14 protein-coding genes are annotated in these 15606 nt (G+C 37.9%); 3 read left to right on the top strand and 11 right to left on the bottom strand.

The genetic code is table 11. The features are described from left to right. Positions 1 to 93: 93 nt before the first annotated feature. Positions 94 to 1557, top strand: a complete 1464-nt coding sequence (locus tag AC1TO4_RS03805; RefSeq protein WP_482104226.1) for an RNA-guided endonuclease InsQ/TnpB family protein — start codon at positions 94 to 96, stop codon at positions 1555 to 1557. A gap of 461 nt (positions 1558 to 2018) precedes the next feature. Here AC1TO4_RS03805 and AC1TO4_RS03810 read toward each other — a convergent pair whose 3' ends face one another. The 10 genes from AC1TO4_RS03810 to AC1TO4_RS03855 form a co-directional block, all read right to left on the bottom strand. Continuing rightward, positions 2019 to 2348, bottom strand: coding sequence for a YolD-like family protein (locus tag AC1TO4_RS03810; RefSeq protein ID WP_482104227.1), 330 nt, complete (start codon positions 2346 to 2348; stop codon positions 2019 to 2021). Between the two features lie 13 nt (positions 2349 to 2361). Continuing rightward, the gene (locus tag AC1TO4_RS03815) at positions 2362 to 3618 is read right to left on the bottom strand and encodes a Y-family DNA polymerase (RefSeq protein WP_482104375.1); all 1257 of its coding nucleotides are present in this window, start codon (positions 3616 to 3618) and stop codon (positions 2362 to 2364) included. A gap of 284 nt (positions 3619 to 3902) precedes the next feature. After that, positions 3903 to 4094, bottom strand: a complete 192-nt coding sequence (locus AC1TO4_RS03820; protein WP_482104228.1) for a hypothetical protein — start codon at positions 4092 to 4094, stop codon at positions 3903 to 3905. A gap of 594 nt (positions 4095 to 4688) precedes the next feature. After that, a complete protein-coding gene (locus tag AC1TO4_RS03825) occupies positions 4689 to 5651 on the bottom strand; it encodes an LCP family protein (protein WP_482104229.1) in 963 nt (320 codons plus the stop codon). 180 nt (positions 5652 to 5831) lie between these two features. Further along, positions 5832 to 7631, bottom strand: a complete 1800-nt coding sequence (locus tag AC1TO4_RS03830) for an ABC transporter ATP-binding protein (RefSeq protein WP_482104230.1) — start codon at positions 7629 to 7631, stop codon at positions 5832 to 5834. Between the two features lie 326 nt (positions 7632 to 7957). After that, positions 7958 to 8428 (bottom strand): lasso peptide biosynthesis B2 protein, encoded by a 471-nt coding sequence (locus AC1TO4_RS03835; RefSeq protein WP_482104231.1) that lies wholly within the window; start codon positions 8426 to 8428, stop codon positions 7958 to 7960. Between the two features lie 32 nt (positions 8429 to 8460). Beyond that, the gene (locus AC1TO4_RS03840; RefSeq protein WP_482104232.1) at positions 8461 to 8751 is read right to left on the bottom strand and encodes a lasso peptide biosynthesis PqqD family chaperone; all 291 of its coding nucleotides are present in this window, start codon (positions 8749 to 8751) and stop codon (positions 8461 to 8463) included. Beyond that, a complete protein-coding gene (locus AC1TO4_RS03845) occupies positions 8741 to 9679 on the bottom strand; it encodes an aldolase (protein ID WP_482104376.1) in 939 nt (312 codons plus the stop codon). The genes AC1TO4_RS03840 and AC1TO4_RS03845 overlap by 11 nt, the downstream gene beginning before the upstream one ends. A gap of 241 nt (positions 9680 to 9920) precedes the next feature. Further along, entirely contained in the window at positions 9921 to 10052 is a 132-nt protein-coding gene (locus AC1TO4_RS03850) for a paeninodin family lasso peptide (RefSeq protein ID WP_482104233.1), read from the bottom strand. Between the two features lie 15 nt (positions 10053 to 10067). After that, positions 10068 to 12008, bottom strand: coding sequence for a lasso peptide isopeptide bond-forming cyclase (locus tag AC1TO4_RS03855; protein WP_482104234.1), 1941 nt, complete (start codon positions 12006 to 12008; stop codon positions 10068 to 10070). Positions 12009 to 12751: 743 nt separating this feature from the next. Between AC1TO4_RS03855 and AC1TO4_RS03860 the strand changes: the two genes are divergently transcribed. Further along, positions 12752 to 13153, top strand: a complete 402-nt coding sequence (locus AC1TO4_RS03860) for a helix-turn-helix domain-containing protein (RefSeq protein ID WP_482104235.1) — start codon at positions 12752 to 12754, stop codon at positions 13151 to 13153. A gap of 612 nt (positions 13154 to 13765) precedes the next feature. Continuing rightward, entirely contained in the window at positions 13766 to 14017 is a 252-nt protein-coding gene (locus AC1TO4_RS03865; protein ID WP_482104236.1) for a hypothetical protein, read from the top strand. A gap of 288 nt (positions 14018 to 14305) precedes the next feature. Here AC1TO4_RS03865 and AC1TO4_RS03870 read toward each other — a convergent pair whose 3' ends face one another. Further along, positions 14306 to 15520 (bottom strand): nucleotidyltransferase domain-containing protein, encoded by a 1215-nt coding sequence (locus tag AC1TO4_RS03870; protein WP_482104237.1) that lies wholly within the window; start codon positions 15518 to 15520, stop codon positions 14306 to 14308. Between the last annotated feature and the right edge of the window lie 86 nt (positions 15521 to 15606).

The following is a 15606-nucleotide window of genomic DNA, read 5'->3' on the forward strand; positions in this document are numbered from 1 at the left end:
GGTGAATTGATGCTTTTTTGTTTTCGTTGTGAATCGTAAGAATGGCTCCTTGAACATATGTTCGATATAATAGATATAAGGAGGTGAATTATTATGTCTTTAGAAAAAGATTTACCAAAAAATTATAAGACTCATCAAATTTGGATTAAAAAAGGACATCGGTTGTTTCCTTACTTTCAAGAAATGACTCAAAACGCTAAAAATATGCACAACACAACGAACTTTTATATAAGGCAGGTTTATACTGGATTAACCCAAGATAAATCACTCCAACCTTTACAAATTGAAGTTTTGAGCACGATTGAAGATAATTTATTTAAAATAAATGAAGTTCAGACGGCTACTTTTTACAAGAAAAATGCAAAAGAACAATTAAAGCCTAAAGAAAAACGAAAAGAAGTGAAGTGTAATTTATTTGAAAGGCCTTCACAAGAGCAACCCTATGTTGATTACAATTTTTTGGACGCTTTATTTAAATTAATTGGTCAAAAGGATTATCGTTCACTACCTGCACAGTCGAGCCAATCTGTTATGAAGACTGTTTTCCAAAATTGGAAATCATTTTACGCTAGTTTAAAGGATTACAAACTGAATCCATCCAAATACAAAGCAACTCCCAAAATACCTACTTACAGTCGTGCGTCCATGAAAGAAATTACTTTCACAAACCAAGATTGTGTCATAAAAAATAATCAGTTTTTAAAGTTCCCAAAGACAAAGGAACAATTGACCATTGGAAAATTGGGTTGTGCTGATGGTAGGTTGAAACAAGTTCGTGTGATTCCAAAATACAACCAATATGTTGTTGAATTAGTAATGGAAGTCCCTTCCAAAATAATTCAATTAGAAGATAACGGTAGATTCACGAGTATTGATTTAGGCATTGATAATCTTGCAACCATTGTGACTAACACGGGTCGTAGACCTCTTTTAGTCAAGGGCAAAAACGTCAAATCTGTCAATCAATATTTCAATAAACAAAAAGCACATTTCCTTGGCATTTTAAGACAAGGAAAACAACCAAATCAAGGCTTTTACACCTCTAAACAGTTGGAAAGATTACATCAAAAAAGACATTTGAAAATCAAAGATATATTTCACAAAGCAAGCACCACTATCGTTAAAATCGCACTGGAAGAGAAAACGAACACAATCATCATCGGTAAAAACAAAGATTGGAAACAACAAATCAATATCGGGAAACAGAATAACCAATCATTTGTTAGTGTTCCACATAGCTTGCTTATCAACATGATTGACTATAAAGCTGCGCAATATGGAATTAATGTTGTTTTAGCTGAGGAATCCTACACCTCCAAAGCTAGTTTTCTTGATGGTGACGATATTCCCACTTATGGCGAAAGTGATACGAAGAAACCGTTCTCTGGTAAGCGTATTAAAAGAGGTCTGTATTGCTCGGGTCGAAATTTGTTAATCAACGCTGATGTGAATGGTGCCGCAAATATTTTGAAGAAAGCATTGTATAGGTCAACAAAAGAAACTGATTTCAATATTGAAACAGTGAATGTTTGGAACCCAAAATCAATTGTTATATAAAAGAAGTCCCTACGGCAAGACCAATGGGATAGAGGGTCTGGGCGTTAGTAGACCGCCAATGTGACAGCCCCACTGCTCGTTAATCGTTTAGGTTCGCTTAGATATTAAGAGAATACATCGACACGACAGAAACCCCTTCCTCAAAAATGCGTTAGCATTTTAGGCGGGGGAGCATTCATCATCAGTTAAGTATACTAGTAAGCCTAGGGACAGAGTAAAGAACTGCTTGTGAACAAGAGTAGATGCCTGTGCAAAAACCAACAACGAACAATTCACCCATTTGTATAAAAACGCAAAGAAGATTAGATATTGAAGTAAATACCTAATCCACGTTTTATAAATATGTAATTGTAGTGAATTTCCAGAGTGGTTTCTTGCACAGGTACCTGAAATTTTGAGCGGTCGGCCGCGGGATTCGGGCGGTCCTTAACGATATATAAGCGGTCATGGTTCGTTGTTTTTCATTCCATACACTGCACGCTAACTATATCTGAAAATGAAATCCTTTCAGGTCCAAAGGGGTTATCGAGCACAATACAGCTAGACTGCACATCAATTACTTCTACTATGGCTCCGCGTGTCATAATCTTTCCGTCCTTCCAAGTCTTAATCAACGTTTGGCATTTGCGTTTATACGCTACTTCGATTTCTTCCTGGATAGATTGCAAATCCCACTCACTGAGCTCCGGGCATTCAACATAATGCTCCTGATCCATCCAATTTCTCAATTCTACAATATGCTCCGGCAACATCAATGCCGTCCATTTCATATTTCCGCGATCTCGAATCATGCTATACCTCCCCTTACTTATGTCCGCCAACCAATTTAGAGCGTCCGATTGCGGTCCCGTCATCCGTTAGAGACACAGCCCTCAATATAGCTGTGGATCCATACTTATTCCGAATGCTATCCATAACTGCGCCTAACTCACGGTTTCTCAACTTATTCCCATCGAATAAACTCAACTGCATGGATGTTTCATCTTCTAGATTGGTAATTGAGATACTAATTTTCCGTACGGGACGATCATCATAAAATTTGTCGAAAAGAGCCACACATGTCCGGTAGATTTTCATCGTATCGTTTGTAGCTTCCTCGATTGATAACGACCGACTAAATCCACCACCCAAAGCATGCTTGCTATATTCTATCCCCAGATGTACGGTCCTGCCCTCTTTCCCAGCCATCCTTGCACGACGAGATACATCTTCACACATTTCTAGAATGACCACCAGCACAGACTCCCGGGTTACATAATCCCTATAAAGCGTTTGACCCTTACCATAGCTCTTCACTTGACCTTCCAGCAAAGGTGCGCCCAACTCAGACAGGTCAATTCCCCAGGCGTGATGATAGTATTGATTTCCCATTACACCGAACTTCTTCTCAAGCCGTTCAAGCGAAGTGTGCGCAAGATCGCCAACTGAGAAGATACCCATATTATTCAAAGTTTTCTCCGTCTGTCGACCAATTCCCCACATTTCACTCAACGGTGCAACAGGCCATAGCTTCGACGGTACATCCTCAAATTCCCACTTCGCAAAACTTGTTTTCTTCGCTTCTAGATCAAGCGCAAGCTTCGCCATCAACATATTCGGACCCATTCCAACTGTGGACGGTAAATTTAACGTTTCAAGTATTTCTGCTTGTATTTCTTTAATCGTTTCTACCGGATCGCCCCATAGCTTCTCAGTACCCGATAGATCTACAAAAGATTCGTCCACACTGTAAACGTGAATGGCTTCTGCTGGAACATATTTGTGGAGGATACGAGTAATAGACATAGACATTTCTAGAAAAAAGGCCATCTTCGGTTCGAACAAACGAATATCGGGGTGATCCGGAATTTCAAAAAGCCTCGTTCCCGTTTTCACTCTAAATCGCTTCTTCATCGGGGGTGATGCAGCCAGCACAACACTCCCCTTTTGTTTGAAATTACCGACCACCGCGATAGGAACAGTACGGACATCCAAATTGTGTATCGACGCCATGCAACTAGCGTAGAAACTCATCATGTCGATACAGGCGATTTGTTTGTTTGGAAACGCGCTGTAGTCCATCATATCTAAGACATCATTCCGATCCATCGACTTAACCAATTCAACACGCACATCTGTTCCCTCCTCTTTTAATCAGTATACGGAATGTACGTTCGTATTACAACGGCAAATAAACACTTAACAAGAGTTACCAGAAGTGAGCTCTTTGCTAAGCGTCCGACTTAAAATCGGTACCTATTTATGAATACGATGCAACGCCAGTGGGTACCTGAATTTAATTTCAACTAAAAAAAGTTCTTTATTGCATATATAATACTTTCTTCCACATCGTCAATATTATCCAATTAAATAAATTTTATTGCCTGTTTTTCATTATAGTTCTTTGTTAATACTAATTCTAAACCACCATTATTATTCGTAAAGTTTGCCTCACGATAATGGGTGTTACTGTTAGGACCATACTCCTTCTCAATTAACCTTCTAAAATGTCCTTGGGTTAAACTTGCATTTGTATTACAATCGGTTGCACTAGTCACATTGTATCCCCTCGTCTATTAGTGGTCGGTACCTGCGTATCGAACAATTTAAAATCAGTAACACGCAATAACACTTAATTCGCGAAATTATACAATAATTTAAACGGGATTAGATATTAAAGTAAATACCTAATCCACACCTTATTAATATATAATTGCAGCGTATCGGATAAAATCTCACAGCCCCTACTTTGTCTTAACATATCCACAACGGTTGCAGCGATTTGAGTAATAACTCAACCGATGATACCCTGAAAACTTACACTTCCATTTCCCAATCCATTTCCTCACGAGAATCCTCCTTTATCTAGCTGATATAAAGCTGTATTATATTTATTTCTAATGCCTAATCTATAAATTCTGTATTTTAGATATAATTGAATTAAATAGCTAAGGTCGATATAAAAACAACCATTGTTGTGATCGAGGTACGCACTAAAGTCGATGAAGGGTACCTATGCTAGACACAACACAATGGCAATCGATCACACACTCGAATAAACAATCGACTGGAAGAGGGTGGAAAAGCCATCACAGCTTTGGATATACCCAGAACCCGCTCCACCAACTAACTATACGTACCGGATTTCATCTTCATTTTTCATTTTCAACTACCACATTACTTTCGATTGCATCCTCAGATGATAAGAACTGCTGTAGCGCCTGTTTATTCTTCTCAAGGTCAATACTAAGAACGGCTCCTGCCGCCACACGTTCATCTTCATAGGAATTCGCAATTGGGATCCGTAACGTCTTCATATCGGATTTCCCGGGGAGTAAACCTTTCCCCATTTTAAATAGTGTCTGCTTGTTAATGTTAGTATCAATATAAGGTTCCATAATGCCGAGTAGCTTTGGTAAATTTAGTAGTGTATGAAAACTAACAGCTTGGTCCTTCACTTTTGAGAGCACTTCTTGTTGCCGTTCCACTCGCCCAAAATCACTTTGATCATCATTACGAAAACGAACATATTCTAATAACTCGTCTCCATGTAAAACTTGTTTGCCTGGTTGAATTTTCGTTCCTGCTCCGTTAGCGATTGGAGAGGGTATCTCAACCTCTATCCCATCAGGGGCAATCACATCTATAATTTCCGGAAAACCAGTAAAGTTGACAGTTGCATAGTATTGCACATCGATATCAAAGTTTTGCTTAATCGTTTTCCTTACAAGTTCCGGACCGCCGAAAGCGAATGCAGCATTGATTTTTTGTTTCCCATACTCGGGTATATCCACATACGTATCTCTCATGATGGAAACTAATTTTATGTCATCGGTCGTTTGATTGTAATGCGCGATCATTAACGTATCTGATCTTCCGTTTTCATCCTTGTGGGCATCACTTCCCAATAAGAGAACATTCATCTCGTCAGTTTGCAGCTTCGCACCTTTAAACTGCTCAAATGTCGGAGGAACTTCAATCTGATCCAGACCTTCACTCGCGAGTGATACCCCGCTCTTGTATTGATAGTGCCAATACAGTATCCCGGCTCCGATCATACATATAATTGCTAAAGATGAGATTCCTAGTATTTTTCTTCTTCTGCTACTTTTCATAAATAAGTCCACCTACCCTTGTCTGAGTATTTTTCTGGGCTACCACTTCGTCGAATACGATTAAAATAGATCGGCGGGCTTTATTGTCCATAGAAGCAAGATCATTGGACACACAAATCTTTAAAGGGAAAGGCTACTCATTTATCCCTCAAATCCTCAAGGGTGTTAACATTATCAATATCACATGGTTGTTTGCATTTGGATATCCAGTAGATTTCCAAACACCCCTTCTTTTTCTCGCGCTAGTTGGTTATATTCACCTGCTTGAATAATCTCGCCCTCCTTCATTACCAATACCTGATCCGCGTTACGAATTGTAGATAAGCGGTGGGCAATCACGATAATGGTCATCGTTCCTTTTAACCTCTCGATGGCACCTTGAATTTTCGCCTCGTTCTCTATGTCTAATGCACTTGTTGCTTCATCTAACACTAAGATTGATGGTTTCCTTAGTATGGCCCGAGCCAATACAAGTCGCTGCCTTTCTCCACCCGATAGTCGAATTCCTCTATCACCTATAAGTGTATCTAGCCCTTGTGGAAGCTTTCTTACAAATTCAGCGGCTGCGGCGAACTCCAAAGCCACCCAAATGTCCTCTTGGCTTGCATCGGAGTCAATGATCATTAAGTTCTCTCGAATGGTTGCGTTAAACAGAAATGGATCCTGCGGAATATAACTAATCGATTTCCTCAATGAAACTAAGTTATCCTCGGTAAGTGGATCATGGTCAATGGTGACCACTCCCTGATCCGCTTGATTTAAACCCATTAATAGATCAATTAATGTACTTTTCCCGGCCCCTGATGCGCCTACTATAGCTGTCATACGGTTAGCCGGTATGTGCACGTCTATTTTTTTCAGCGCATACGTATCTTCATTTTGATTGTATTTAAAGGAAACATTCCGACAGTATAATCCATGTTTTATCTCGGCTGGCTTAACATTTTTATAATCTGTATTATGCAGCTCTCTCTCTTCCAAACATTCATTTTGTAAATCCAATAGTGCTTTAAAAGATGGAATAGTGGCTCCTAATTGCTCTAAATTAGATTGAATGCTCGTTATCCGTGGCCATAACCTTGAGAAAATTATCATAATCAACATGATTTGTGCTGGTTGGGCTGTGAACATTTTGATTGATAGAAATACAAAAGTTACAATTAAAAAGGCAGAGACTATTTTAAAAATCATTTGCGAGGTTGTATTTACAGTCGTTAATTGAATCCGATTTTGCTCCATCCTTTTAGTTAAGGAGAAAAACCAATTCAAATGAGGTTCCTCTAATGAATTACTTTTAATATCCTTAATGCCGTTAAAGTGATCCGTGATGCCCGCTAAGTAGGTTTGTGTTAACTCAACTGTTTCCTTTCCTAATGATTGAGACCTTCTAATAAACTTTTTGGAAAAAAGGATAAGAATTAATCCGAAAAGTAAAATAAAACTCGTCATTTTTACGGATAAATAAAATGCTATCGCGATTTGAATGCACGTAAAAATGAGCGAAGATATAAACTGTAAAAACAAAGAAATGCCTGCACTTACGTTAAACATTTCATTTGTCATGATATTAATAATGTCGGATTTCCTTTTTTTGAGATAAAATCCCCAATTAGCTTGAAGCAAACTTCTATAGGTTTGTTCTTTTAATTGTCGAATAAAACCTTGTTGGATTTTCGCACCTAAGATTGTTTGATTTCGTTTAAAGATACTTTGCCCCACCATTAATAATACGTAAACGCCCAATATGATAATGAGACTGATATTTTCAGGAATTCCTGAAAACAATTCAGTCATCCAACTTAAAAATGAAATTTCTTCTGTGCTAACATCCAATATGCCTGTTAAACCAATCAGTGGGATTATTAAAAAGATCCCTGCACTTTCCAATAGGCCAATTAACATCATACAAATAAGATTGATATAGAGAAATTTTCCTGAATAATCATGTATTTGTTTTGTAAAGTGCAAGAGATACTTCAAAGTTAGATCCTCCAATCGTAAGCCTTAATCCCATGTTTCACCTACATTTTGTAATGACAACAAAGCCTGTTTATTCGAGGCAAGAATTCTAGAGGATGGGAGAAGCGCGGGAGTTTATAAAGATACGGAAAACTTTGGAATGGGAAAAGCAATTCAACGAACTTTTGAGCCGGGATAGAAAAGGAATGGTTTACAGCGCCTAAACCCAATATGCAGCCCAAACATCTTAATAGTGAACGATTCACTAGTAATCAATATGACCTGTCCAACATATGCAGATATAAAATGGATTAATGATCTTTACATCACCAGAAACATGATCCATGTTATTCTTCCAGCCTATTTCCGTTAGTTTCTTTGGCGAATTTTGCAACAACCGTAAACCTTTCCATCACTTCAGCACCTGATACATAAAAGGGCCCACTACGTAACCAGGCATGTGCAATAAGTTGTCCCTTTTCATCTTTTGCAGTTCCCAAGTAAAGAGTGCTTTCAATATTTCGCTTTTCGAGCATTTTCATGCCAGCAATTGCCTTGACAAGACATTGACTTTCCCAAAAAGTATAGCGACTCATAAGTTGAATGGCTTTAGATATGCGCGCTAATTCCTCTTTGTTCGATGTAAGTGGAGAAAAAGACGTTTCTTTCATTTCTTCACCGAGGGAAGGAGCCACTTTAGAAAACGGAATGCTCTTCAGGTAACGTCCCCTTCCTAAATGAAAGTAAGCCTCAATAAGGAGTAATTTGGTTTTCATATTTAATCTTAAAAATGAACGAACGCTTTTTAACATGCTCATTGTTTCCTCCCAAAGTGACAGTCATAAATCTACTAGTTTTCGTTGATCAATCCTTCTTCGAGCAATTGAGTTAAAAAGGCATTAACTTGTTCTTCACACTGCGTTCGTTCAACGTCATAGCGTGACTGTAAGGTAGTGACTACCGCTTCAATTGAAATGGGTTCTTTTATGAGGTCCCATATCTCCCCGCCTAATGCCCCTAGATTATAATATTTCCCACTTTGAATGCTTAACATCACTTTTTCGCCATCCATATCACTTACGATGTTTCCTGGTTGTTGACTAAATAGAGAATTATTTATGCCTTTTTGACTAGTAACCATATACGTTCTCCTCCATCTTTAGTGTAGTTAAAATAAGTTCGACTAACTCATTAGCCGTAAAACGTGTTGTTGGTCGGCTAATATGATGAAAATCTATTTTATTCATCATTTTAGAAGATATATCAAAATGCCATTCCATTAAACCAGAACGTTGTATAAAGAAATTGCGATAGGTGTGGGTATACAATTTATAAAACCGTTCCAGGTTTTCAATCGGTTGAATGTTAATTTCCTGATGATCCCCTTTGACTAACTCGAATATCCCGGCAAGTGGTAGGGATTCGGTAGCAAACTGCGATTCAACAGGAACGGCGAATTTTGTTTCTCTAACAAAAAGCCGTTGATAATTCGTAGATTCCATTCCGAACTGCTCTAAGCTTTCCAACCATAATTTTTGTTGTGGATAAGCTGGCGTTACAATTGGCACATTCGCATGATTCAAAGTTACCGGTATCACATCATCACTTAACAATTGATAGCCCTTTTTTAAAAATGCAGAAGCCAGGGTAGATTTCCCTGCACCGGAATCACCTACAATGGCGTAAGCCTTTCCATCTATAGCAATCGCACTCCCATGTAACGGAAGGATTTTTCGTTGCAATAAGATGGCACCCATACAGGTCCCAAGAATATAAAGGCGGATTTCATCTTCATCGGATCCATATATTGGGGAGACGACGATTTTACGCCCCTGTTGAATCAAAAAAAATGCTGTTTCAGCTACATGAAACAGAAGCCAATCTTTTTTAATGACAAAGTCTTCTTCGGAAACCGAATGCTCAGCCCATACCGCCGAGAGGTCCGCTCGTTCAATAATAATATCGGTTGCACTCCCCACTCCACTAAGTTGGGGTAATTCCGGTAAAGGAATTTCGCTTGAAATCGTTAATCCAAACGCTCTGAAAGCAAAGTTCTTTTTACTAAGCATATAAATAATCCCTTTCCTTACCCGGTATTTCAACAAAGTACCCCCTTCGTATAGTCAAATACGAAGACAGATCCTTTTACGAATGAAGGTAAAAACAAAAAGCATCTCCCACTAATCAGGTTAAGCCCCTATTCTCCATAGGATAGGGGGCTTAGACCATAACCACCTATAGGATTCCATATGTATGAAATCCAAACAGATTTAGATTGACGGAGATCATGAAACAAACAATCCATTTCGCTTAACTAAAAGTTAATTTCCCTCTTGGAGTGTTATCTGGAAATGCAGCATCAGTGTACTCACCGTCGGCTCCAAGCATTGTCTCATTTACATTCAGCACTTCTAATTCAGGTTTTTTCCATTCCTTTTTCATATGTATCACCTCCTTTCAATCAAACTTTTTTAAGAACCGATAAACAATTAAAGCACGCATTAAAAATTTATAGTCAGGATCGGTGGCATATTCAGCCACCGGCGGTTGTTCAAGCTTAACTAAGGCCGCCTGTAAAGCTCGTCCATCTAAATACTCTAAGGCTCTTTGATCGGAACGAAGCTGCTGCACTTCCGCTCTAAATACATCCCAATTGGGAGTCATACGATGAATCCAATCAACCCCTTGGACGCCTCTAATACGCTGATTTAACCGAACCTGATCTGGTAAATAATTTTCTGTCGCTCTCCGGATCAGTGCACGATCGACTCCTTGTTGGACGTATTGACTTTCAGGAAGCGATAAACAAAATTGGATGACACGTAGATCATTGGTGGGGTCCCGTTTCCATAAGGAGTGACGTAAAGAAAGTTTTGATGCAAGGGTGCTACCAGAATTCCATTGAAAGACATCTTCAAAGTGCTTTTTTCTCTCTGCAAACATATCCGCTCTGGCATACCAACCCGTATGATCAATCCCATATCTTTCAAATGTAGAATAAACATCCATCTTTTTAGCAAACATAGGATTGATGAGATCCGGAACTTTATAGGATGTGCCTCCTGGAATGAGTCGATCAATAATAGGTAACCCCATTCTTGCAATAGTCTTCAAGTTATCTAATCGAGACCCCCCCACCTTATTCCGATAGTGAAGCAATTCTTGATAGAGTTGAACCCACTTCAATCGCTTGAAAAGGAGAGAATAATACCCCAAAGAAGATCCCCAAGAAACTGTAAAATTCCCTCGATCCCCATTCAACAAGACAGCAACATCTGCTTCCTGCGCTTTTTCAAACATCCCTTTCAACCAGAATGAGTTTTCAAAAAATTTGTAAGGCATTTCTAGAATATCAAGAAAGTCATCGATTTCGGAATATGAGTCTTTCCCTTTAAATTCACAGTAATGATCGGTAATCCCCCCGACATAATCGACTGTGGATTTAATATAGGGCCTTTCATCTGCTTGTAAATGTTTTGGTGTAAAGTCCTTAAAATCATCGGGAGGAATATAACTAAATGTATGTAACGGTTTGTTTTCCCTTTGTAGCTCCCTTGCGGCAAAGCCAACAACAGCTCCTGAATCTAGGCCTCCACTCAACTGTGACCCAACGTTTCGATGTGTCCTTAAACGTGAGGTCACAGCTTCCTGAAAGACACTTTGAAAAGCTTCGACATATTCATCATTTGACTTTAACTTGAGTGTCTTTTCTTTAGTTACAAAAGAATATCGATTAAGTGTAATCTTATTTTTCTCTATCAAAATGCTATGCGATGGTGGTACTTGTTCGATATGTTGATAGGGTGTTATGGCGGAATCAACCGCATCAACCATTCCAGCTATCGCTAGATACTGCGCCAACCATTGTTCATTTAGTTTTTTTTCAACAAACGGCAATACGAATAAAGGTTCAATTGTTGTACAGAACGCAAACTTGTCATAGCTTTTGTGATAATACAGCGTTCGACTTCCCGAGAAATCCCTAGCCCCGAAAAGCCTTTGTTGTTTCTGATCCCAAATCATAAAGGCAAAATCACCTACCAAGTATTTTGGGACGTCGTCCTGCCATTTATAGTAAGCACGTAAAATGAGTTCACTGTCTGTGATTTGCTTTTGATACGATGGTTCAATTTGTAATCTCCCAAATAATTCTTTTCGATTATCAATAATTGCATCTGAAGTAATGACACACTGTCTTTCATAATCGTAAAACGGAAGCTGTTCTCCTACAGATTCAGGGGTAATCCATTGGGCGTGACATCCGAGAAAAATATTTTCCGAGTGCCATGTTTGAATCGCATCAGCAGGGTACTTCTGTAAAGCCTTCATCAAATCACGGCCCTGCTGGATATGTATTGGCTCTCCATTTAAATGATAAATACCGGTTATAGCACTCATATTCCTCTCCCCCTTCCTCGTTTAGGCAATTATATGTTTTTTTATGTACCCTTTTAAAGATAACTAGACAGTATGGTATCTATCGACATAGCGCCGATCATTCACGCCATACTTTGCCACTCTTATTTCAACGATATTCCAATCAGAAGTCATTTATTCATTTGCCCTCAGCAAACCATCATATTGATCCGTCCTCAACATGACCTTTGTGCTGTTTTGCGAAACATTAGTATTTAAAAAATCACCAATCGATACATTAAAGTAATCCGATATTTTTTTATCGTCTTGGTACTTGGAAAGTATGCCGCATCTTCTATTCTTGAGAGGGCTGTTCAACCAATACCGATATGTATCTTCGTTTCTTCTTGAGGAATACCTTAAACTTTGTTAGTCAATAATTTAAGTATTCTACCACATAACCCTCTTTTGTTTCGTATTACAACACATTGTATCTTTTTTTATTTATCACGTCAACCCAAAGTGCGAGTTTTTTATACTTCTTTTTTCTTTTCTTAATAAATCAACAGACTTTCGACAGGGATTACTAGTACATTCGGCTTAATATGACAAATTTCATTGTTTTCCGCAATATTATTCTATTACTTTTCATGTTCTTGGTTTATTATGTATGTAGGTACCTTTCCAATTTAATTCGTGATTTTCCTGCATCCCAGAGAATCGGGGTAATTATGTTGTATCGTTTAATCACAAATGGAATAAAATGGATATGGATGTGATTTTATTTGAACAAATTTGGAAATCGAATACATCAACTACGTAAGGAAAAAAAATTAACTTTGCGACATTTAGCTGAAAGATCGAGCTTAAGTTATTCCTTTATCGCTTCTTTGGAAAAAGGTAGGTATAATCCTTCTAGGGAATCCATTTATTCTCTTTCAACTCCACTGGACGCTGATATGGATGAGCTACTCATGCTTGCGGGGTTTCTCCCGGAGCAACACGAAACGGCGAAGCAACGGGTCGAGAAGTATGTCGGTGATCATCCAAAATGCGCAGAACAATTTGCAATGGAGAACATTATGAAGATGCCGGTGACATATCAAGGCCTCGAACTCCAAAATGCCGATAAAATAGCACTTATTGCTTTTCTACAAACCATGTCTGGATTAAGGGAATCCGAATAAGTATCTTATTTTATGCCCCATAAAAAAACACTTTACTTGTAAATGGTGCAATCCATAAAATACAAGAGAAGGTGTTTTTTTTCGGATAATAATACTTCCTCCAGCACCGTATTATGAATAGACCCCTGATGCCTTTACAGATCCCCTATTTTCATCAAAAGAGTGACTAACCGCATGTATATATAATTAAGCCAAATGGTTTTTTCTAAAGAATTCATTTGACCAATTGAACGAAACGGAAAAACAGATTCAGGTTCAATCGGAAACGTGTATGCATTTCCAAGAAAGTAATCTTCACATATAATTACAATAGGTATAAAGATTCAATCCAGTAAATATTTTATATCTATTAACAACAGGTATAAAGAATCGTTGAAAGAAATTCCTAAATGTAGTTTAATTATGGTATTAGATTATTTTCCCTATTCACACTTTAACTGGGATGGGAGAAATTCTCAGTCATCTAGTTGAGCTTCGTAAATTCTACCCGGATAAAGAAAGATTTTCGCCTTGAATAAGGCTTATGTCAAGCATGAAATTGCAAATGCCATTCATACACTCGTTAAAGCAATAGAGTTACATATTGCCGTACTTAATCGATAGAAGTTGGTGATGACAATCAAAGCTTATATGGTGAATGACTATTACATTTTTACCAATTACAATGAATTATCTTCCCATATTCATGATGTCGTTCATTTTGCGAAGTCAATGGTACAAGATAATAGTCATTCCTTCTCGATTATTAGTGGAAAAATACATCGGGATAAGATGCTGTTCGTAAACGACAATGGTGAAACTATTCCCCTAGCATATGAAAAAGAAGATGATCTTTACTATTCAGCATTACGACAATTGATTTAACGGTTATTACTCCAATTTCAACTAAATTTGACTTGCGGTAGATGAATGAATTTCATTACCGCTTTTTCAAATCCACTTTTCAGTTCAGTTCATTACACCAATAATAATCGGCAATCCAAATATTCATTTTTTCCTTCTAGCACTAATGGCAAAACCATAAAAGCAACGATCGTTATCTCGATGCACCAAAACAAATTAGGCGCCCATTTTATTCGCTAAGAATAAAATGGGCGCCTAAATATTGAGCTTATTTGACATGATACAACCTTTTTCGAATACCCATTACTATCATTTATTTCCTTCTAGTATATTCGTAAACTTACTAGACCTTCTCAATAACCATAATAAAGGCCGTAACGGAAAGTATAAAAAGTAAAGAGACTTAGGTAAATTCAGTAACTTGATATCCCTGGAACTCGGACGAAATAATTGTAAAACAAAAATGGCTTTCTGGATATTGGTTTTCACTGAGTATTCATAATGCATGAATGACATTATATGAGCCTTATGAATCCTTTCATTATTATCTAAAAGATCTTTGGACGATTGATTAATCATGAAATGACCCTTGTTCACAAGATAATATATTGACAGTCTAGCTAGTTTTCTTGAACGTTTTTTTGCTGTAAGTGGTGCTAACTCTTCAGGTATTTGGGTGTTAAATAGCTGAGACGATAAAATGAGCGCTTGGCCTACTAAATGACGTTCATATTTCACCATTGATGGAACGTCTTTATTCCTTATGATTTGGTCAATATCAGCCAACCACCGAAGACGAAACCACCCATGCTTGGCCCCATGACCAACAAGGAATAAAAATAAATCCTCTTCTCCAAGGAAATAGACAGGGTAGCTTGTGAGCGTACTAAGCCTTTTTCTCTCCCACAATTCATCAAAACTAGGCTCTTTCGCCGGGGGTGGATAGATTCTCCAATGAATTTCAATTTGAATTCTCTTTTGAGAATGGTAATAACATACATGGTGAGCTCTCCACATGTCCATTTTAAATGTAGTATGCGTCTCCTCTTTTTCATATCCACAAATTAATAATAGTTCTTCAGTTTTGTTAACATCCAATTTGGGTACCAAAACATCTAAATCTTTGGAGGTCCTGAGGGAAATATCGCCAAATATCGCGTCTGCAATTACCGGACCCTTCAAAAAAATAGACCGAATCCTATTTTCGGTAAATATTTTACTAATCCGTTCCATTTCCCCACTTAAGTTAAGCATTTGAAACGTATTTGCCTTGTACTCTTCGGACAAGGTATGAAGTACATGTAAAGGGATTAATTTCTCATCCATGTTACTCAGTTTTGAATAAATCAATGGGTAAATCCGATGATGCCTGACCAATTGAAGGAATAACTCCCAGTCAATTCCTGTGAGAAAGTCATCATAGTGGCTTCCTAGATATCCGGATTTTTCTGATTGCATAATTTGAAGTAATAATTTTAATTCCTTTGGAATAAACGACTGATCAAGATTATAATTGTTATCCATTACCCGTTTCCTCCTTTTCCATAGTTTTTTGACAAGGGGCGCATCTTCGAGTAGTTTCTATGTACTGTCATCTTTCAAATAGTAAC

The organism is Sporosarcina sp. Y838 (assembly GCF_056786515.1).